Source organism: Mesorhizobium sp. C089B (assembly GCF_030323125.1).
Classification (GTDB): domain Bacteria; phylum Pseudomonadota; class Alphaproteobacteria; order Rhizobiales; family Rhizobiaceae; genus Mesorhizobium.
Window position 1 is genome coordinate 2396904 of record NZ_CP100469.1, and the last position, 19067, is coordinate 2415970.

Below are 19067 nucleotides of genomic sequence, written 5' to 3' on the forward strand. Positions count from 1 at the left end.
ACGGAAAACGCGGTCGACGCGTCGAACGACTCAAATCAGGAAACGCTTTAAGGCAGAGAATCAGAGAGTTGATTCGCTGGCAAGTGCTTATGATTCCGACAGATTCACTTTCCGCGAAAACGGCCGGAAAAAGCGTGTTGTGAGTCTTTGGAGCAACGGTGGCGCTGTTGTTTCAGACCGTTTGAAGTTCAAGCATCACATGAACTTCAGCTTGCGCTAAAGAAGCTGTCCGAGGAATTCCTGCACGGCATGGCCGGGGCGGAAATTACCGAGCCGCTTGATTTCCCACTGCAGGCGGATGCCTGAATTTTCAAGCACGCGGGCGCGCACCGTCTCGCCGAGATATTCGAGGTCGTATCCGGTCGCTGTTCCGGTGTTGATCATGAAGTTGCAGTGCATCGGCGACATCTGCGCGCCGCCGATCATCAGCCCGCGGCAGCCGGCCTTGTCGATTTCCTTCCAGGCCGAGGTGCCTTCCGGATTCTTGAAGGTCGAGCCGCCGGTCTTCTCGCGGATCGGCTGCACCGTCTCGCGATGCGTCTGGACGGCGTCCATAGCCGCCTTGATCGCCTCCTGGTCTTCCAGAACACCTTCGAAAACCGCGGAGGTGAAGATCAGCCCGGCAGGTGCGGCCGAGTGACGATAGGCATAGCCCATGTCTTCATTGCTGAGGGTGTGGAGATTGCCCTTGCGGTCGAGCGCCCGAACCTCGACGACACGTTCCCGCGTCTCGACGCCATTGGCGCCGGCATTCATCCTCAGCGCCCCGCCGATGGCGCCGGGAATACCGTGATAGAAATGAAAGCCGCCAATACCGGCCTCATAAGCGACGGCCGCGACGCGCTTGTCGGGCGTCGCAGCACCGGCCTTGATGACGGTCGGCGAAACCACCTCGGCCTCGCCAAAGCCCTTGGCCGAAAGCCGGATGACGAAACCCGGAATACCGCCGTCGCGCACCAGAAGGTTGGAGCCGACACCGACGATGGTGAGCGGGATGTCCTCCGGCACGGCGCGCAGGAAGGCAGCCAGATCCTCCTCGTCGGCCGGCTGGAACAGGGCGTCCGCCAGACCGCCGGCGCGGAACCAGGTGATCTTGTCCATCTCGGCATTGGGCGTGATGCGGCCGCGCAGGCCGGCAAGCCGGTCGCCAAGTTTGTCGAGCAGGTCCTGGCCGCGCATCATGAGACGGTACCGCCGAGTTCCCCAGGCAGCGCATAGGCCCATTGGGTGATGTTGCCGGCGCCGAGGAAGATGACGAAGTCGCCCGGCTTCGCCAACGCGCGAATGACGGGCGAAATCGCGGCAGGGGTTTCGACGTAGCGCGCATCGCGATGGCCGCCGGAGCGGATGCGCGACACCAGCGCCTCCGAGGTCACGCCGTCGATCGGCTCCTCGCCCGCCGCATAGACCGGCGCCACCATCACCGTGTCGGCATCGTTGAAACAGACCGAAAACTCGTCGAACAGATCGTGCAGCCGGGTGAAGCGGTGCGGCTGCGCAATGGCGATGACGCGGCCCTTGGTGGCGCTGCGCGCCGCTTTCAACACCGCCGTGATCTCGACCGGGTGGTGGCCGTAATCGTCGAAGATGTCGACGCCGTTCCACGAGCCGGTGTGGGTGAAGCGCCGCTTGACGCCGGCAAAGGACGACAGCCCTTTCTTGATCGCTTCGGCCGACAGGCCGAGTTCATGCGCGACCGCGATTGCGGCGGTGGCGTTGGAGACGTTGTGGCGGCCGGGCATCGGCAGCCGCAGATCAGATATCGTCGTCTGGCCGCCGGTCTTGCGGTCGCGGATCACCACGTCGAATGCCGAGACGGCACCGGCCATGCGGTGGTTGGTGAAACGCACATCGGCCTGCGCGTTCTCGCCATAGGTGATGACGCGGCGGTCCTCGATACGGCTGACCAGCGCCTGTACTTCCGGATGGTCGGTGCACATCACGCCAAAACCGTAGAACGGCACGTTCTCGACGAATTGCCGGAACGCCTCGCGCACCTTGTCGAAACTGCCATAATGGTCCAGATGCTCGGGATCGATGTTTGTGACGACGGCGATCTCGGCCGGCAGCTTGAGGAAGGTGCCGTCGCTTTCGTCGGCTTCGACCACCATCCACTCGCCATCGCCCATACGGGCATTGGTGCCATAGGCATTGATGATGCCGCCATTGATCACCGTCGGGTCGAGCCCGCCGGCATCGAGCAGCGTCGCCACCATCGACGTGGTTGTTGTCTTGCCATGCGTGCCACCGATCGCAACCGCCTGGCGGAAGCGCATCAGTTCGGCCAGCATTTCGGCGCGGCGGACAATTGGGAGCAACTTCTCCCGCGCGGCCTTCAGCTCGGGATTGGATTTCTTGATCGCGGTGGAGACGACCACCACTTCGGCGGCGCCGATATTCTCGGCCTTGTGGCCGACAAAGCATTCGATGCCCTTGTCGCGCAGCCTCTGCACATTGGCGCTATCGGACTGGTCGGAGCCCTGCACCTTGTAGCCGAGATTGTGCAGAACCTCGGCGATGCCGCTCATGCCGATGCCGCCAATGCCGATGAAATGCACAAGGCCGATGGTCTGCGGCATCTTCATCAATGCGTCCCTTTCCTGTAATCCGAAACGGTTTTTCTGGACGCAATAGCCTCTGTGAGATCAGCGAGCAACCGTGCCGCATTCGGCCGGCCAGCCGACTTCGCTCCGGCAGCCATGGCCGTCAGCCGCTCGGGATTGTCCATCAGCCCGCCAATGAGAGCCGCGATGCGCTCCGGCGACAGCGACGATTGCGGATGCACCTCGCCGCCGCCCGCCGCGGCAAGGGCGGCTGCGTTCGCCGCCTGATCGTGATCCAGCGCATAGGGATAAGGCACCAGCAGCGCCGGCCGGCCGATGACGGCGATCTCCGAGACCGTCGAGGCGCCGGAACGCGAGATCACCAGATGCGCCGCGCCCATGCGCTGTGCCATGTCGGTGAAGAAGGGCGAGACCTCGACATGGACGCCGAGTGCCGCATAGCCAGCCTTCACCCGCGCCACGTCGTCGGCGCGGGCCTGCTGGGTGATCACCAGCCGCTTGCGCTGCGCCTCCGGCAGAAGTGCGATCGCCGTCGGCATGGCGTCGGAAAAGAACTGCGCGCCCTGGCTGCCGCCGAACACCAGGAGCCTGAACGGATCCGCCCTTTGGATGCGGTGTAAGGCGTCTTGGCCGCCTCCAGGATTGGCGGCCTGACCGGATTGCCTGTCGTCACCGTCTTGGCGCCTGTGGCACTTTCATCTTGCGGCAGGAAGCCGCCGGCAATGGCATCGACGCGCCCGGACAGCGCCCGGTTGGCGCGGCCCATCACTGCGTTCTGCTCATGGATCAGCGTCGGCAGCTTGCGCCGCGTCGCGGCATAGAGCGGTGGCAAGGTCGGATAACCGCCAAAGCCGACGACCGCATCAGGCTTGATCCTGGCCATGACGGCGGAGGCCTGGCGCACGCCGCGCCAGATCTTCCAGAACGCGCCAAGCAGCGCGACAGGGTTTTTCGAGCCCATCGTCGCCGACTGGATCGGATGGATGGCGGCGGCCGGGAAATGGCCGGCAAAGCGCTCGGCGCGGTCGTCCGTCGCCAGATGCACGCCCCAGCCGCGCTCGATCAGCTCATGCGCCAGCGCCTCGGCCGGAAACAGATGTCCACCGGTTCCGCCAGCCGCGAGAAGGATCACACCCCGCGCCATATCACTCCGCCGGCAGGGCGCGCTGCGACAGGGCAAAGCCCATCTGCTTGCGCTTTTCCGGTCGCTTGCGGGTCAGCGCCAGCACCATGCCCATCGAGATGGCAATGGCGATCTGCGAGGAGCCGCCATAGGAGATGAAAGGCAGCGTCATGCCCTTGGCCGGCATCAGTTGCAGGTTGACGCACATGTTGATGACCGACTGCAGGCCGAACACGGTGACGAGACCGCCGACGGCGTAGCGGGTGAAATCATCATGTTCCTTCAATGCCGTGCTCAAGCCGCGCAGCACGATGAAGGCGAAGATCGACATGATGAAGAAGCACATGATCAGCCCGAACTCTTCGCCGGCGACCGAAAACACGAAGTCGGCATGCGCGTCGGGAATGACCCGCTTGACCGTGCCCTCGCCCGGCCCGACGCCGAACCAGTGGCCGTTGATCAGCGCCTCGCGGCCCATGTCGACCTGGAACGTGTCGCCTTCGCCGGTCAGGAATTTGTCGATGCGGGCGGCGACGTGCGGGAACACCGTATAAGCGGCAAACAGGCCGCCGGCGCCGGTGGCGCCAAGCGCGATGATCCATAGCCAGGGCAGGCCGGCCATGAAGAACATGACGCCCCAAGTGCCGGTCACCAGCATGGTCTGGCCGAGATCGGGCTGCGCCACCAGAAGCGAGATGACCAGGATCAGTAGCAGCATGGCAAACAAATTGCCCGGAATGTCGGGCTGGCGCTTGTGTTCGGCGAACAGCCAGGCGCAGACGATGACGAAAGCGGGTTTCAGGAATTCCGACGGCTGGATCGACATGCCGACAAACGACACCCAGCGCCGCGCGCCTTTCACCTCGACGCCGATATAGAGCACGGCCACCATCAGCACCAGCATGATGCCCAGGATGATCAGCGCCATGCGCCGGATCTGCCGCGATTCCAGGAAGGACACTGCCAGCATCACGCCGAGCGCCGGCACGGTGAAGATGATCTGCCTGGTGGCAAAGTGGAAACTGTCGAGGCCGATGCGTTCGGCCACCGCCGGGCTTGCCGCAAAGGACAAGACGATGCCAAGCCCCATCAGCGACAGGAACGCCGCCAGGAACCAGCGATCGATCGTCCACCACCAGGTTGCAACCGGGCTTTTGTCGAGACGGCTTTGCATTATCGTGCCCCTCCGATGGGTTTCACGCCCTCGATAGCATTCGCAGCTTGCCTGAAGGCTTCGCCGCGAACTTCGAAATTCTTGAACTGGTCGAAACTGGCGCAGGCCGGCGACAGCAGCACCACCGCCTCGCCGCTGTCATCCTTGGCCGCGTCTTTCGCGGCATGGTCGACCGCGGCGGCCAGCGTGCCCGAGATTTCATAGGGCACGGCTTCGCCGAGCGTCGCCGAGAACGCGGGCGCCGCCTCGCCGATCAGATAGGCCTTGGCGATGCGTGGGAAGAAACCGCGCAGCGGCTCGATGCCGCCTTCCTTGGGCAGTCCGCCGGCGATCCAGTAGATGCGCGGGAAGCTCGACAGCGCGGGTGCCGCCGCATCGGCATTGGTCGCCTTGGAATCGTTGACAAACAGCACGTGGTCCTTGCGTCCGACCTGCTCCATGCGATGCGCGAGGCCTGGAAAGCTCTCCAGTCCCGCCTGGATCTCGCCCAGGCTCAAGCCGACCCTGAGGCAGGCGGCAACAGCGGCAAGCGCGTTCTGCGCATTGTGCTGGCCGCGCAACGAACCGATGCCTTCGAGGAAGGCGACGCGGCTGTAGCGGCCATGGACGGCTTCCATCAGATCGGAACCGTCTGCGAAATAACCGTCGGTCAGCGGCAGCCGCTTGGAGATGCGGATCACCTCCCGGCCCGCCCTCTCCAGCCGGTCAGCGATCTGCGCGCACCAGGAATCGTCAACGCCGACGATCGCCGTCTCGCTGCCGGCAACCAGCCGCTCCTTGATCGAAGCGTAATGCTGCATGGTGCCGTGGCGGTCGAGATGGTCGGGCGTCAGGTTGAGCAGGATGCCGGCCGTCGGGTTGATCGAGGGCGCGAGATCGATCTGGTAGGACGAACACTCGACGACATAGTCCCGGTCAGCCTGCGGTGGATCGAGCGTCATGATGGCCCGGCCGATATTGCCGCCCATCTGCGTGTCGCGCCCTGCCGATTTGAGGATATGCGCGGTCAACGCCGTGGTCGTCGACTTGCCGTTGGTGCCGGTGATAGCGATGAACGGCGCATCAGGCGCGCGCGCAATCCGCTCGCGGCAGAACAATTCGATATCGCCGATCACCTCGACGCCGGAGCCACGCGCCAACTCCACCGTCCAGTGCGGCTTGGGATGCGTCAGCGGCACGCCGGGCGAGAGCACGAAGGCCGAGAATTTCGACCAGTCGGCGCCGCGCAGATCGGCGGTCGCAATGCCTTGGTCAGCAGCCTTGGCGACGCTATCGGGATTGTCGTCCCAGGCAAGCACGTCGGCGCCGCCCTCGATCAGCGCGCGCGCCGTGGCGATCCCCGAGCCACCGAGCCCGAAGAGCGAAACGCGTTTGCCCGAAAAGGATGCGGCGGGGATCAAGCGGGTTCCTATCTCAGCTTGAGGGTCGACAGGCCGACCAGCGCCAGGATGACGGCGATGATCCAGAAGCGGATCACCACCTGGCTTTCGGTCCAGCCGAGCTTTTCGAAATGATGATGGATCGGCGCCATCAGGAACACGCGCTTGCCGGTCATCTTGAAGTAGCCGACCTGGATGATGACCGACAGGATTTCCACGACAAACAATCCGCCGACGATGACCAGCACGATCTCGTGCTTGGTGGCAACCGCGACCGTACCGATCAGGCCGCCCATGGCCAGCGAACCGGTGTCGCCCATGAAGATCGCCGCCGGTGGCGCGTTGAACCAGAGGAAGCCGAGGCCGGCGCCGATGACGGCGCCGAGCACGACGGCCAGCTCGCCGGTGCCGGGCACGAAATGGATCTGCAGGTATTCGGCGAACACCGCGTTGCCGGAGAGATAGGCGATGACGCCGAAGGATGCCGCCGCAATCATGATCGGCACGATCGCCAGCCCGTCGAGGCCATCGGTCAAATTCACCGCATTGCCGGCGCCGACAATGACGAAGCAGGAGAACGGCACGAAGAACCAGCCGAGATTGATGATGAATTCCTTGGCGAAGGGGAAAGTCAGCGACGATGAGAACGGCGCCTGGCCATTATGCATGATCGCCCAGGCGGCAATGCCGGCGATGACGAATTCCAGCGCCAGCCGCGCCTTGCCGGAAAAGCCGAGATGCGACTGCTTGGTTACCTTGAGATAGTCGTCGTAAAAGCCGATCGAACCGAAGCCCAGCGTCACCAAGAGCACCACCCAGACATAGATCGAGGAGAGGTTCGCCCATAGAAGCGACGAGCCGACGATGCCGCACAGGATCATCAGCCCGCCCATCGTCGGCGTGCCGGCCTTCTTGAAATGCGTCTGCGGGCCATCGGCGCGGATCGGCTGGCCCTTGCCTTGCCGCAGCCTAAGCGAATTGATGATGGTCGGCCCGAAGATGAAGACGATCAGCGCCGAGGTGATCAGCGCACCGCCGGTGCGGAAAGTTATGTAGCGGAAGACATTGAAGACCGAGACCTTGTCCGCAAAATCGACGAGCAATGTAAACATACGATTCCGTTCCCCGGACTAGTTCTGTTTCGTGCCTGCGGCTTCCGCCGGATATTTGCCGAGCAAGGCCTCGACCAGCTTTGAAAAGCCGATGCCTTTCGACGATTTGATCATCACCACGTCGCCTGCCTCTAGCGTCGACAGCAGCAGCGGCTTCAATTCCTCGGCGCCGGCGCGGTATTCCGTTTTGATCTCGTCGGGCAGGATGTCTGCCAGCGCCCGCATTTCCGGGCCGCCGAGAAAGACCGTGTGCGTGCCGGTCCCGACGATCAGTTCGGCCAGGGCTGCATGCAGCTTGGCCGAATGGTCGCCCAGTTCGAGCATGTCGCCGAGCACGGCGATGCGCCGGCCCTCGCCCGTGACAGGCGTCGCGTTGAGCAGTGCCATGGCAGCAGCCATCGAGGCCGGATTGGCGTTGTAGCTCTCATCGATCAGCGTGATCGGTCCCTTGGGATGGCGAAGCACATGGCGCTTCCCACGGCCACGCTCGGCCGACAGATCGGCCAGCGCTTCTGCCACCTTTGCGATGTCAGCTTCAACGAGATACGCCGCGCCAAGAACGGCGAGCACATTCTGCACCATGTGGCGGCCGGGCGCGCCGATCCGGGCAACTACATCCTGCCCGCCGATCCTGGCGGTGATGTCGGAATGATCGGCATGCAGCTCGCATTTGGTCAGCTTGTAGGTCGACCGCGCATTCTCGCCGAAGCCAAAGACATGTTCGACGCCGGCGGTCCGCGCCATCTTGTCGAGCAGCTTCCAGCGCGCATCGTCGCGGTTGAGCAAGGCCGCACCGCCGGGCTCGATACCTTCGAAAATCTCGGCCTTGGCCTTGGCGATCTCGTCGAGATTTCTAAAGAAGCCGAGATGCGCGGCGGCAATCATCGTGACGATGGCGACATGCGGCCGGACCATCTTGACCAACGGCCGGATCTCGCCGGGATGGTTCATGCCGATCTCGAACACCGCATAGTCGCAATCGCCGGGCATGCGCGCCAGCGTCAGCGGCACGCCCCAATGATTGTTGAAGGACTGCGCCGAAGCATGCACCGTGCCGACGGCCGACAGCACATGACGCAGCGCCTCCTTGGTGGTGGTCTTGCCGGCCGATCCGGTCACCGCGATGATTTTTGCGCTGGAACGGGCGCGGGCGGCAACACCGAGTTTCTCCAGTGCTGCCAGCACATCCTGCACGACGATCATCGGCGCCGTCAGCCGCCCAAGCGACGGCAATTTGCCCTCGGCGACGACCAGAACGCCGGCGCCGGCCTTGATCGCCGCGGTCGCGAAGTCATGGCCGTCCATCGCCTCGCCCTTGATGGCGAAGAAGGCGTCGCCCGGCTGCAGGCTGCGGCTGTCGATCGAGATCCCCGAAATTCCCTCCGGCATCGGCCCGAGCGGCCGACCGCCCATGGCGTCGACCAGCGCCTCGGAAGTCCAGAGCACGCTCATGCGGCCCGCTCCCGCAGCGCCGAGCGGACTTCCTCGTGGTCGGAGAAGGGAAACGTCTCGGCGCCGATGGTCTGGCCCTCTTCATGGCCCTTGCCGGCAACGATCAGCGTATCGCCCGCTTTGAGCATGGCGACCGCTTCGTGGATCGCCTTGCGGCGGTCGCCGATTTCAATCGCGCGGGGCGCGGCTGCCAGGATCGCGGCACGGATCGTTTCCGGCACTTCCGAGCGCGGATTGTCGTCGGTGACGATGACGACGTCGGCCAGCCGCGTGGCGATTTCGCCCATGATCGGCCGCTTGCCCCGGTCGCGGTCGCCGCCGCAGCCGAACACGACGATGACGCGACCGGTGGTGAACGGGCGCACGGCGGCCAGCACATTTTCCAGCGCATCCGGCTTGTGGGCATAGTCGACATAGACGGGCGCGCCATTGGCGGTGGCGCCGACAAGGTCGAGCCGTCCCGGTGCCCCTGAAGTTTCTCCAACGCCATCAAAGCTTTGGCGACCGGCGTTCCGGTGGAAATGGCCAGCCCGGCCGAAACCAGGGCATTGGCGATCTGGAAGTCGCCGGCGAGCGGCAGGTCGATCTCGTAGAGCACGCCGTCAGCTTCGACCTCGGCGCGCTGGCGGTGGCGCTCGTGCTCGACCCGCTTCAGGCGCAGGAAATCGCCATGGCGGCCGACAGTCAGCACATTGAGCCCCGCGGCCTGCGCAGCCTGGATGGTCGGCGCCGACCACGGATCGTCGGCAAAGATGACCGCCGGCGCGCCTTTCGGCAGCAGCGTGTCGAACAGGCGCAATTTGGCGCGATGGTAGTCCTCGACCGTCGGATGATAGTCCATATGGTCGCGGCCGAGATTGGTGAAACCGCCCGCGGCGAGCTTGACGCCATCGAGACGGCGCTGGTCGAGACCATGGCTGGAAGCCTCCATCGAGGCGTGTGTGACGCCGGCCTCCGCCAATTCCTTGAGCAACTGGTGCAAAGCCACTGGATCGGGTGTGGTCAACGAACCGTAATCGTTGCGGCCCGGCGCCACCACGCCGGTGGTGCCAATGGACGCGGCGGCAAAGCCGGCCTGCTCCCAGATCTGCCTGGTGAAGGCGGCGACCGAGGTCTTGCCTGCGGTGCCGGTAACCGCGACCATGGTCTCCGGCTGGCTGCCGAAGAAACGTGCCGCGCTCAGCGCCAGCGCCAGGCGTGGGTCGTCGACGCTGAGCACCGGGACGGACAGGCCGGAAACGGCGCTGGCCTTGCCCACGACAACCGCCGCTGCGCCGCGCTTTGCCGCATCGGCGGCATAGGCCGAACCATCCGCCTTGCTGCCGGCGAGCGCGAAAAAGACCACGCCGGTCTTGACCGTGCGGGAATCCGACGAAATCCCGGTTACCTCCACATCGCGGGAAGATGTTCCCTCGACAGGCAGGATACCGGCTAAATCTCTCAGGTGCATCGAACCCCGTTTATCTCAACAAAATGGCGCGCAGTTGCCGGCGCGCCCTAAGAATCACTGATAGGAAACCAGCGTTGCGCCATTTTCATGGCTGAAATCTGGCTTCACGCCAAGCATGGCGGCTGCCCGCCTGATGATGTTTCCGGCCATGACACCCGCATTGTTGGCGGCGACGTCGGTCATCCCGGGCTTTTCCGGGTGCGGAGCGTCAGCGATCGTAAACACCAGATATTGCGGATCGTCCATCGGGAAGGCAGCGACGAAGGTGTTGAAATTCAGTTCCTTCGAGTAGCGGCCATTGATCACCTTCTCGGCGGTTCCGGTCTTGCCGCCAACGCGGTAGCCGGGGGCCCTGGCGTTTCTGGCCGAGCCCTTCTCGGCATTGAGCGTATAGAGGTAGCGCATGCCCTCCACAGTCTTTTCGCTGACCACTCTCTTGGCCACCGCCATGGCATCCTGCTCGCTGCGGACCAGGAAAGTCGGCGGGATCAGGTAGCCCTGCATCAGCGCCGCGCAGCCGACGGCCGCCTGCAGCGGCGTCGTCGACACGCCATGGCCGAAGGCGATGGTGAAGGAGTTGACCTGCTTCCAGACCTTCGGTTCGGTCGGGCGGGCGACTTCAGGCAGTTCGGTCTGCATCCTGTCCAGAAGGCCAAGGCGATGCAGGAATTCGCGGTGCCCCTCGATGCCGACCATTTCGGCCTCACGGGCCGATCCGATATTGGAGGAGTAAAGGAACACCTCCGGCAATGACAGCACGCGGTTCTTGCCGTGGAAATCGTGGATGGCCTGATGGCCGACCCGGATTGGGTGCGAGGCGTCGAAACGGCTGTTCATATTCGCTTTGCCGGAATCGAGTGCCATGGCCGAGGTGAAGCTCTTGAATGTCGATCCCATCTCGTAGAGGCCGGCCGACATGCGGTTCAGCCGATCCTTGTCCTGCGCATTGAAGGGATTGTTCGGATCGAAATCCGGCACCGAGGCCATCGCCACCACCTCGCCGGTCTTGATGTTGAGCACGACGGCGCCGGCGCCCATGGCGCGATAGCGCTCGAGGCCGGCGGCAATCTCGTCGCGCACCACATGCTGGACGCGCAGGTCGATCGACAGCTGAACCGGCTTCAGATCCTTGGCGATCGCCAAGCCTGAGGCCTGCAGGTCGCTCAGGCCCTGCTCGTCAATGTACTTCTCCATGCCGGAGATGCCCTGATTGTCGATGTTGGTGAGGCCGACAATGTAGGACGAGGTCACGCCGGCAGGATAGAAGCGGCGCTTTTCGGTGCGAAAGCCGATTCCGGGAATGCCGAGCTGCATGATGTCGGCCTGCTGCTTGGGCGTCAGCTGCCGCTGCAGCCAGACGAAGCCGGCGCCGCTTTTCAGCTTGTGATAGGTCTGCTCGGGGTCGATATCTGGCAGAATGGTCGACAGCTTTTCGATCGCCTCGTCGGCATCGACGATGCGGCGCGGCTCGGCAAACAGCGATGCCGTCTTGATGTCGGTCGCCAGCACCTCGCCGTTGCGGTCGATGATGTCGGGACGCGACGCCGTCACCCGGCTTTGCGGCCCATTCGACATGTCGGGGGACTGGAAACCGAGATAGACCAGCCGCCCGGCGATGGTCGAATAGATGCCGAAGAACACCGCCATCGTCATCACGATGCGGGTCTTGGCCTTGCCGCCGGTCGCCTTGCGCGCGCCTTCGACCACGATGGAGCCGTCCTCGCCGGTCCGTGCGCGGCGCTTCAGCAATTTGCCGACCGACGGAAGTTTGGCGCGCATTGGAAATCCAGCGATCATTGGACGATGGCTCCGGTGACCACGGGATCCTTGTCGGCTGGTCCTTTGCCGGAATTGTCGGCCATGCCGCCAAGCCGTTGCGACGACAGGTCCTCGATGTTGAGCGGTTTTGCCGGCAGGTCGTCGAGCCCGACGATCTGCCGCGCATTGACCGGCTCGAGTGCGAGCTGCGATTTGTAGATTTCAGCCAGCTTCTGCAGGCGCGACGGCTGGGTCAGCAGGCTCCAGTCGGCCTTGAGCAGGTCGATCGTGTCCTCCTCATAGCGGATCTGCGCCTCGATCTTCTGCACCGAAGCCAGCTGTTCCTCGGCCTCGCGCTTGGCCTTGTAGGTCAGGGCCGCGGCCGAGACCATGACGGCGATCAGGACTATGTCGCTGGTTCGAAACACGTATTCACCTCTCTCGCGGCGCCTGGATGCCGGGAAGCTTTGGAAGGCCGAAAATGGTGAGATCACCGGCGCGCGCCGGCGCCTCGGTGCGGATGGCGGTACGCAGCCTGGCCGAGCGCGCCCGCGGATTGGCAGCGACCTCGGCATCGCCTGCCGTCACGCCGCCACCAGCCTTGCGGAAGGTCGCAGTGCGCGCGTGCGCCTCGGGCAAATGACGTGAGCCGGTGGCGACGTCGGCGCGGTCGGCGATGAAGCGCTTGACGATGCGGTCTTCCAGCGAATGGAACGTCACCACCGCAAGCCGCCCGCCGGGCTTCAATACCCGCTCGGATGCCATTAGGGCTTTGGCCAATTCGCCCAGCTCGTCATTGACGAAAATGCGCAGCGCCTGGAAGACGCGGGTGGCCGGATGAATCTTGTCCTTCGGCGCGCGGCCGATATGCGTTTCGATGGCGTCGGCGAGATCGAGCGTGCGCTCGAACGGACGTTTTTCGCGGCGTGACTCGATCATGCGGGCAATGCGGCCGGCATTCCGCTCTTCGCCGAGGAAGCCGAAGATGCGGGCAAGGTCGCCTATCTTGAACGAATTGACGACGTCGGCAGCACTCAAGCCCGCCTGCGCCATGCGCATGTCGAGCGGCCCGTCGGTGCGGAACGAAAAGCCGCGCTCGGGCTGGTCGACCTGCATGGAGGAAATGCCGATGTCGAGGACAACGCCGTCGGCGCTTTCGACCTGCTCGTCCAGCGTCGAAAATGGCGCCTGCACTAGCCTTAGCCTGCCGCCGGATTGCTGTTCCAGGCCGCGCCCGGCGGCAATCGCATCGGGATCGCGATCGATCGCCACCACCGAGGCGCCGCTCGCCAGGATCGCCTTGGTGTAGCCGCCGGCGCCAAACGTGCCGTCGACGATCACATCGCCGGCTTTGGGTGAGAGCGCCTCCAGCACTTCGGCGAGGAGGACCGGAATGTGGCGGACCGGTCCGCCAACGGCGCTGAGATCATCGCCGTGATCCGCCATCATTCCGGCCGCTCCCCAGCCTTGGCCTCGTGAGCCTTCGTCCCCTGCCGAAGCTGCAAAAGCCGAGCGCGCGCCTGCGCCCCATAGGCGGCAAGCCGCCCGGGTTCCCAAACTTGAAAGAAATTGCCGCGGCCGACAAAGGCCACTTCGCTCGTGATGCCCGTATGCTCGCGGATGAATTCGCTCATCGTGATGCGGCCATCCTGATCGAGCTTCAGGAACGTCCCGTCGCCATGGCAGAAGAACGACATGTCGTCCGCCGTCTGCAAAAAAGGGTCTTCCAGCGCGATGCGCTGTTCGTAGCGGTCGAGCAGATCGAGGCCGCCGACGTCCATCGCAGGCACGTCCAGTCCGCGCAGCGCGTAGAGCTCCGAATAGCCGCGTTTCTGCACGACAGTGCGGAAATGCGCCGGAACGGAGACCCGCCCCTTCGCATCGATCCTGTTCACCGCGCTTGACAGAAACCGGTCCATTACACGCTGCAGCCGCTTCCGCCGCCGCACCCCTCTCCATGTTTTCGTCCGCGCCGAAGCGCGTCCCCTGCCGAAAATCCGCTTCGATCCCAGCGGCAAAACCCCGCAAACGCACAGCCGCCGCGGCTGCCCGATTGGCGTACGCTTTACCCTGACGCGGAACGAAGGCTTTGGTATCGAAATGGGATATCATGGGGCACTATGGGCGTCAACGGGAACAGGCTTCACAAACGCGCGCGCCACAACCGGTGAGAGCAGCTCTGACAACACTCCCGTCTTTATCTCCCATTAAGCCTAACGAACCGTTTAGAGCGGGCTGGCCCAAGCGGAAGCGGCTTGCCGCGCATCACTGCCGCGAATAGCGTCGTCAGTCTTTTCGCTGAGCAACAAGGTCAGAAATCCATGTCCGAAACAGCCAGGTCCCGCGCGGCCTCCCTTGCCCATCTGCGTCGCGACGGACTTGCCAAAGGCGACCCCATCCCATTGCCGCTGACCATGGCCGCTATTTTCCACAACCCGGGCGACGGCGCCGGCTACAGTCAGTACGGCCGTTACAGCAACGCCACCTGGGATGCGGTCGAGCACATGCTGGCGCATCTCGAAGACGCGCCATGCGTCGGCTTCCCCTCGGGGATGGCGGCGATCTCGGCGGTGTTTTTCGGCCTGTTGAAATCCGGCGACCGCGTGCTTTTGCCCTCCGACGGCTATCACGCCACAAGGGCGCTGGCCGAGCGTTTCCTCAAGCCGTTCGGCGTCATTTATGATCTGCGGCCGACATCTACATTCCTCGACGGCGGCTTCGACGGCTACCGCCTTGTCTACATTGAAACCCCGTCAAATCCGCGATTGGACATTTGCGACATCACAGCCGTCGCCGAGGCGGCGCACCAAGCGGGCGCGATCGTCGTCGTCGACAACACCACGATGACGCCGTTCGGCCAGCGTCCGCTCGATCTCGGCGCCGACATTGTCGTTGCTGCCGACACCAAGGCGGCCAATGGGCATTCCGACGTGCTGTTCGGCCATGTCGCCAGCCGCAATCCAGATATCATCGCGGCCGTCACCGGCTGGCGCGAGACCGCGGGCGGCATTCCCGGCCCGTTCGAGGCTTGGCTGGTGCATCGCGGCCTGGAGACGCTGGAGGTACGCTTCGACCGCATGTGTTCTTCTGCCGAGGTGATCGCGAAGCGCCTGAAAAACCATCGCGCCGTTAGCGGCTTGCGCTACCCCGGGCTGGAGGGCGACCCGTCGCACAACCTCGCCCGGGCGCAGATGGAGCGCTTCGGCTTCCTCATGTCCTTCGAACTCGCTTCCGAAGACAAGGCCGAGGATTTCATCAACAACTGCACGCTGATGCAGGCGGCAACGTCGTTCGGGGGTGTCCACACCTCCGCCGAGCGGCGGGCCAAGCGAGGAGATTCGGTTCCGCCCGGCTTCGTGCGCCTGTCGGTGGGCTGCGAGCCGGTGGAAGAACTCTGGCAGGCGATCGAGGCATCGCTGGACAAGATCGGCGTCTGAACTGGTGGATTAGGTCACCAAGTCGTCGGCGCCAATATCGCGCCTGCCGTGCAAAACGCGGACGATCTCGATCGCGTCTTCGCCCATGCGATACAGAGTGACATATTCGCCGACGATCAGATGACGAATGCCGGGCGCGATATCATCGCGCGGCGCACCTGAGAACGGGTGCAAGGTGAGCAGTGTCCAGCGCCTCTCCAAAGCGTCCACAAGGCGCATGGCTCCCTTTGGGCTATGTTCCGCAATGTAGTCACCGATGCCTTCGACATCTGATATCGCCTGAGGAAGCAGCCGATATTTCACTCTTCCGAGCCTGCAGCTTCCGACATCCTGTGATATTTGGCTCGCAGCCGGTCCATGAAGGGCTGGCCGTCCACCGCCGGTCCGCTGTCGATCCCCTCCTGAATCAGCCTGCGCAATTCTTCGACCGTGTAGCCGAGAAGATCGCGGCGGTCTTTCCATTGCCGCAGCGCATCACGGATGACTTCGCTGGCCGAGGCATATTCGCCGGCGGCCACGACATCGTCGACCGCCGCCGCCAGTTCCGGCGAAAGCGTGATGCTGCGTTTGTCGACGTGACCCATGATGCGCTCCTGATCAAACCATGACAATCATGGTACGATTAAATCGTACCAGCTTCAAGGATGCGTTTGTCTCGACCCCAGCATGAGTACTTGATTCAATCGCTCAAGCACCTGAATCGCCAGCTGCGCCCGAAGGCGCAGACTGCTGATCCAAAGGATTAATCGCGATATGGGGGAGAAATTGCCAGCTGGCCTGTAAGCCGGGTTTTGTATGGCCCTCGCCCCTTTCGGGGCGAGAACGTGGCGGCCATTCATCTTGGGCGCATGTTGCCATGCGCCTCACGCAACCTACCCGGACGGTGAGCCGGAAACAGCCCTCGAAGGTTTCCCCTCGCACCGTCCCTATTCGGTCTTGCTCCCGGTGGGGTTTACCGTGCCGCTCCTGTTGCCAGTCGCGCGGTGGGCTCTTACCCCACCCTTTCACCCTTGCCCCGATAAATCGTGGCGGTTTGCTTTCTGTGGCACTTTCCCTGGGGTCGCCCCCGCCGGCCATTAACCGGCACCGTGTCTCCATGGAGCCCGGACTTTCCTCACCCGCAGCCTTTCGGCTTTGCGGGTGCGGCCGCCCGGCCAGCTGGCAGAGCGTATAAAGGGGTTCACGTTCCAAAACGCAAATGAAAAAGCAGACTTATGCCGGCGATCCCAATGCCGCCAACTGCACCTTGACCTTGCCGCAATAGGCCGCCGACACCGGGTTCATCCGCGTCGCGGCATGGCCGGCATTGTATTTCAGGATCGTGCCGCAGGTGGTGCCGCCGCCGAGATTGCGCGCCATGGCAAGGTACTTCATGCCGTATTTGATGTTGGTGTCGGGATCGAACAGACCCTTGGCCGAGCCGCTATACCCCATCATCCGCGCCGTTGCCGGCTTGATCTGCATCAGGCCGATTTCACCCGCGCTGCCGACGATGTTCGGCCGGTAGTTGCTCTCGATCTTAATGACCGCCTGGGCCAGCGACACCGGCACGCCTTCGGCCGCAGCATAGCGGGCAATGATTGCCGAATACTGGCCGCCAAGCGCGCCTGCCGCAGTCGACTCCGCAGCGGTGCTTGGGCGGATCGATGCGGTCGTCGTCAGGTCGACGCTCTTCCTGTTGCGCTTAACATGCCTCTTGGCCGTGGCTTTTCTGGCCTTCACCACGGCTGCTTTGCGCACTTTCGCGGTGGTTGCCCTTTTTGCTTTCGGGTTTGCCTTCGTCATGGTGGCCTTGGCGGGTGCGGCGATGAAGCCCTGGTCTGCCCTCTGGCTCAGTGGTGCGGCATCGGCCGTGCTGAAGGCAAAAGTCATTACGCCGGCAGCAATAGCTGCCGTTACAACGGTCAATTTCTGCATGTGGTCCTGTTCTGTTTGGCCGCGCGAAGATCTTCACGCAGCAAGGCCTAATCAATATCGGAGCATCCGGGGGCTGGAGGTCCGATAACTTGCACGAACTGCCTTTGAGGGCGGAATTTGTGTCGAACAAGGCGAGGCAATTCACTTTCAGTGACAGGCTGTAACTTGAATATCCGGAAAAGATTATTTAGACGCAACTGACCTAAGGGAAGTCAGCAGGCTTTGCAGCGTGCTAGATGTAGAGCCGTCGGCGACGCCATCCACCAGGCGTGGTCGGAAATGCCGCTGAAAAGCTTCGACGACGATTTCGGTCTGGCGGTCGAAGACACCTGATATCTCGACGCCATAGCCATAGAGCGCCAGCATCGACTGCAGTGCCTCGACCTCGGCGCCGGTATCGCCGGCTTTCAGCACCGCGCCGCGCCGGACCGGCGCCGCAGGCACGAGATGGCCGACCCCGGCCGCAAACAGCGCCTTCCAGGGGAATTTCTCGCCCGGGTCGATCTTGCGCCCCGGCGCTATGTCGGAATGGGCAAGCACCCTTTGCGCCGAAATGCAATGGCGTTCGATGATACCAAGGCAAAGCCCGATCACCGCTTCCACCTGCCGCTTGGGAAAGACCGAATAGCCGAGCGAATGGCCGGGATTGACGATTTCGATGCCGACCGAACAGGAGTTGATGTCGGTACGCCCGAACCAGGAACTTGCACCGGCATGCCAGGCGCGGTCGCTTTCGCGCACCATCTGAATGATGCGGCCATCCTCGTGGACGAGGTAGTGCGACGAGACTTCGCTTGCGGGGTCGCACAACCAGGCTTCCGCGGCAGCACCAGTCGCCATGCCGGTATAGTGCAGCACGATCATGTCGGGCCTGAGGGTTTCGCGCCGCGGGCCGAAATTCGGCGATACCCTGACCTCCGCGCTTGGCTCGTCGGGCGGGAAGCCGCTCATGCGTGCCTGAGGCCCCGCTCGATCATTTCATAGGCCGCGTTGATCGCCGCGACCCTGGTCGTTGCAATCTTGATGAATTCCTGCGGCAGGCCGCGCGCTATCAGCCGGTCCGGATGATTGTCGGAGACCAGCTTGCGGTATCGCTTCCTGACCTCCTCGAACGGTTTCCCGCGCTCAATGCCGAGCACGATATAGGGATCGCCGGCGCCGAGATTGACGTGCCTGGCCAGGATGGCCTCGTAGTGCACCTCGTCGATGCGGAAAATCTCGGCAATACGGTGCAGGAAAATCCCTTCGCGCTCATGCACCAGCCCATCCGCCTTGGCGATATGGAACAGACCGTCGAGTATGTCTTCCAGCATGACGCAGTTCGAATGGCCCGAGCCGCACATCTGCGCCATACTCTCGGCATAGGTCTCGAACCCGGCGACGTCGCGCTTGGCCAGATCGTAAAGCCGCGCCACATTGCGGGTCTGTTCTCGCGGCACCTCGAATATTTCCTGGAACGCGCGAACCTCGTCCTGGGTGACGATGCCATCGGCCTTGGCCATCTTGGCTGACAGCGCAATCATCGCCACAGAGAAGGCGACGCGCCGGCGCAGATCGGCGTCACCGGAGAAAACCGTGCGCACGGCCTCGACCACATCGGCTACGCCGGACGTGGCTGAAGATGAAACGCGGGTGATGAAGTCGCCGAGGCGATCCCAAATCGACATGAGCGCTTATTAGGGCCGCCGGCCATCGCTATCA

General features: G+C 63.5%; 16 protein-coding genes, 1 other RNA gene and 2 pseudogenes. 1 reads left to right on the forward strand and 18 read right to left on the reverse strand.

Features of this window, described 5'->3' with window-relative positions; all coding sequences use genetic code 11:
- Positions 1-216 precede the first annotated feature (216 nt).
- The 12 genes and pseudogenes from murB to mraZ form a co-directional block, all read right to left on the reverse strand.
- On the reverse strand, positions 217-1182 hold the full coding sequence (murB, locus tag NLY44_RS12120; RefSeq protein WP_027050618.1) for a UDP-N-acetylmuramate dehydrogenase: 966 nt from the start codon (positions 1180-1182) through the stop codon (positions 217-219).
- Complete coding sequence (gene murC, locus NLY44_RS12125; RefSeq protein WP_023804331.1) at positions 1179-2585, reverse strand: UDP-N-acetylmuramate--L-alanine ligase; 1407 nt, start codon at positions 2583-2585, stop codon at positions 1179-1181. Before murC ends, murB begins: the two co-directional genes overlap by 4 nt.
- Positions 2585-3708, reverse strand: a pseudogene (gene murG, locus NLY44_RS12130) (undecaprenyldiphospho-muramoylpentapeptide beta-N-acetylglucosaminyltransferase). The gene murC and the pseudogene murG overlap by 1 nt, the downstream one beginning before the upstream one ends.
- A 1-nt stretch (position 3709) precedes the next feature.
- On the reverse strand, positions 3710-4861 hold the full coding sequence (gene ftsW / locus NLY44_RS12135; protein WP_023668275.1) for a putative lipid II flippase FtsW: 1152 nt from the start codon (positions 4859-4861) through the stop codon (positions 3710-3712).
- Positions 4861-6261 carry a UDP-N-acetylmuramoyl-L-alanine--D-glutamate ligase gene (gene murD / locus NLY44_RS12140; RefSeq protein ID WP_023735965.1) on the reverse strand — a complete coding sequence of 467 codons (1401 nt, stop codon included), beginning with the start codon at positions 6259-6261 and terminating at the stop codon, positions 4861-4863. Before murD ends, ftsW begins: the two co-directional genes overlap by 1 nt.
- Before the next feature lie 8 nt (positions 6262-6269).
- Positions 6270-7352 (reverse strand): phospho-N-acetylmuramoyl-pentapeptide-transferase, encoded by a 1083-nt coding sequence (gene mraY, locus NLY44_RS12145; protein ID WP_023668273.1) that lies wholly within the window; start codon positions 7350-7352, stop codon positions 6270-6272.
- A gap of 18 nt (positions 7353-7370) precedes the next feature.
- Entirely contained in the window at positions 7371-8804 is a 1434-nt protein-coding gene (locus NLY44_RS12150; RefSeq protein WP_023804329.1) for a UDP-N-acetylmuramoylalanyl-D-glutamyl-2,6-diaminopimelate--D-alanyl-D-alanine ligase, read from the reverse strand.
- Positions 8801-10254: pseudogene (locus NLY44_RS12155) on the reverse strand (UDP-N-acetylmuramoyl-L-alanyl-D-glutamate--2,6-diaminopimelate ligase). The gene NLY44_RS12150 and the pseudogene NLY44_RS12155 overlap by 4 nt, the downstream one beginning before the upstream one ends.
- 54 nt (positions 10255-10308) lie before the next feature.
- Entirely contained in the window at positions 10309-12033 is a 1725-nt protein-coding gene (locus NLY44_RS12160) for a peptidoglycan D,D-transpeptidase FtsI family protein (protein ID WP_023735969.1), read from the reverse strand.
- A 14-nt stretch (positions 12034-12047) separates the two neighbouring features.
- Positions 12048-12440: a cell division protein FtsL gene (gene ftsL / locus NLY44_RS12165; protein ID WP_023682142.1), complete on the reverse strand. Its 393-nt coding sequence runs from the start codon at positions 12438-12440 to the stop codon at positions 12048-12050.
- A gap of 4 nt (positions 12441-12444) precedes the next feature.
- On the reverse strand, positions 12445-13461 hold the full coding sequence (gene rsmH, locus NLY44_RS12170) for a 16S rRNA (cytosine(1402)-N(4))-methyltransferase RsmH (protein WP_023714771.1): 1017 nt from the start codon (positions 13459-13461) through the stop codon (positions 12445-12447).
- Positions 13458-13931 (reverse strand): division/cell wall cluster transcriptional repressor MraZ, encoded by a 474-nt coding sequence (gene mraZ / locus NLY44_RS12175; RefSeq protein WP_023804327.1) that lies wholly within the window; start codon positions 13929-13931, stop codon positions 13458-13460. Before mraZ ends, rsmH begins: the two co-directional genes overlap by 4 nt.
- 402 nt (positions 13932-14333) lie before the next feature.
- On the opposite strand from mraZ, the gene NLY44_RS12180 reads away from it, so the two are divergent.
- Positions 14334-15449: a cystathionine gamma-lyase gene (locus NLY44_RS12180; protein ID WP_023804326.1), complete on the forward strand. Its 1116-nt coding sequence runs from the start codon at positions 14334-14336 to the stop codon at positions 15447-15449.
- 9 nt (positions 15450-15458) lie between these two features.
- Here the strand turns inward: NLY44_RS12180 and NLY44_RS12185 are convergent, their stop codons facing one another.
- The 6 genes from NLY44_RS12185 to NLY44_RS12210 all read right to left on the reverse strand — a co-directional run bounded on the left by NLY44_RS12185 (position 15459) and on the right by NLY44_RS12210 (position 19033).
- Positions 15459-15752 (reverse strand): type II toxin-antitoxin system RelE/ParE family toxin, encoded by a 294-nt coding sequence (locus NLY44_RS12185; RefSeq protein WP_023668265.1) that lies wholly within the window; start codon positions 15750-15752, stop codon positions 15459-15461.
- Positions 15749-16033 (reverse strand): type II toxin-antitoxin system ParD family antitoxin, encoded by a 285-nt coding sequence (locus tag NLY44_RS12190; RefSeq protein ID WP_023714773.1) that lies wholly within the window; start codon positions 16031-16033, stop codon positions 15749-15751. The genes NLY44_RS12185 and NLY44_RS12190 overlap by 4 nt, the downstream gene beginning before the upstream one ends.
- A 180-nt stretch (positions 16034-16213) precedes the next feature.
- Positions 16214-16611: RNase P RNA component class A (gene rnpB, locus NLY44_RS12195), an RNA gene on the reverse strand.
- A 50-nt stretch (positions 16612-16661) separates the two neighbouring features.
- On the reverse strand, positions 16662-17366 hold the full coding sequence (locus NLY44_RS12200; RefSeq protein ID WP_023804324.1) for a lytic transglycosylase domain-containing protein: 705 nt from the start codon (positions 17364-17366) through the stop codon (positions 16662-16664).
- A gap of 183 nt (positions 17367-17549) precedes the next feature.
- Positions 17550-18317, reverse strand: a complete 768-nt coding sequence (locus NLY44_RS12205; RefSeq protein ID WP_023699612.1) for an N-acetylmuramoyl-L-alanine amidase — start codon at positions 18315-18317, stop codon at positions 17550-17552.
- Positions 18314-19033: a J domain-containing protein gene (locus NLY44_RS12210; RefSeq protein ID WP_023699613.1), complete on the reverse strand. Its 720-nt coding sequence runs from the start codon at positions 19031-19033 to the stop codon at positions 18314-18316. Before NLY44_RS12210 ends, NLY44_RS12205 begins: the two co-directional genes overlap by 4 nt.
- Between the last annotated feature and the right edge of the window lie 34 nt (positions 19034-19067).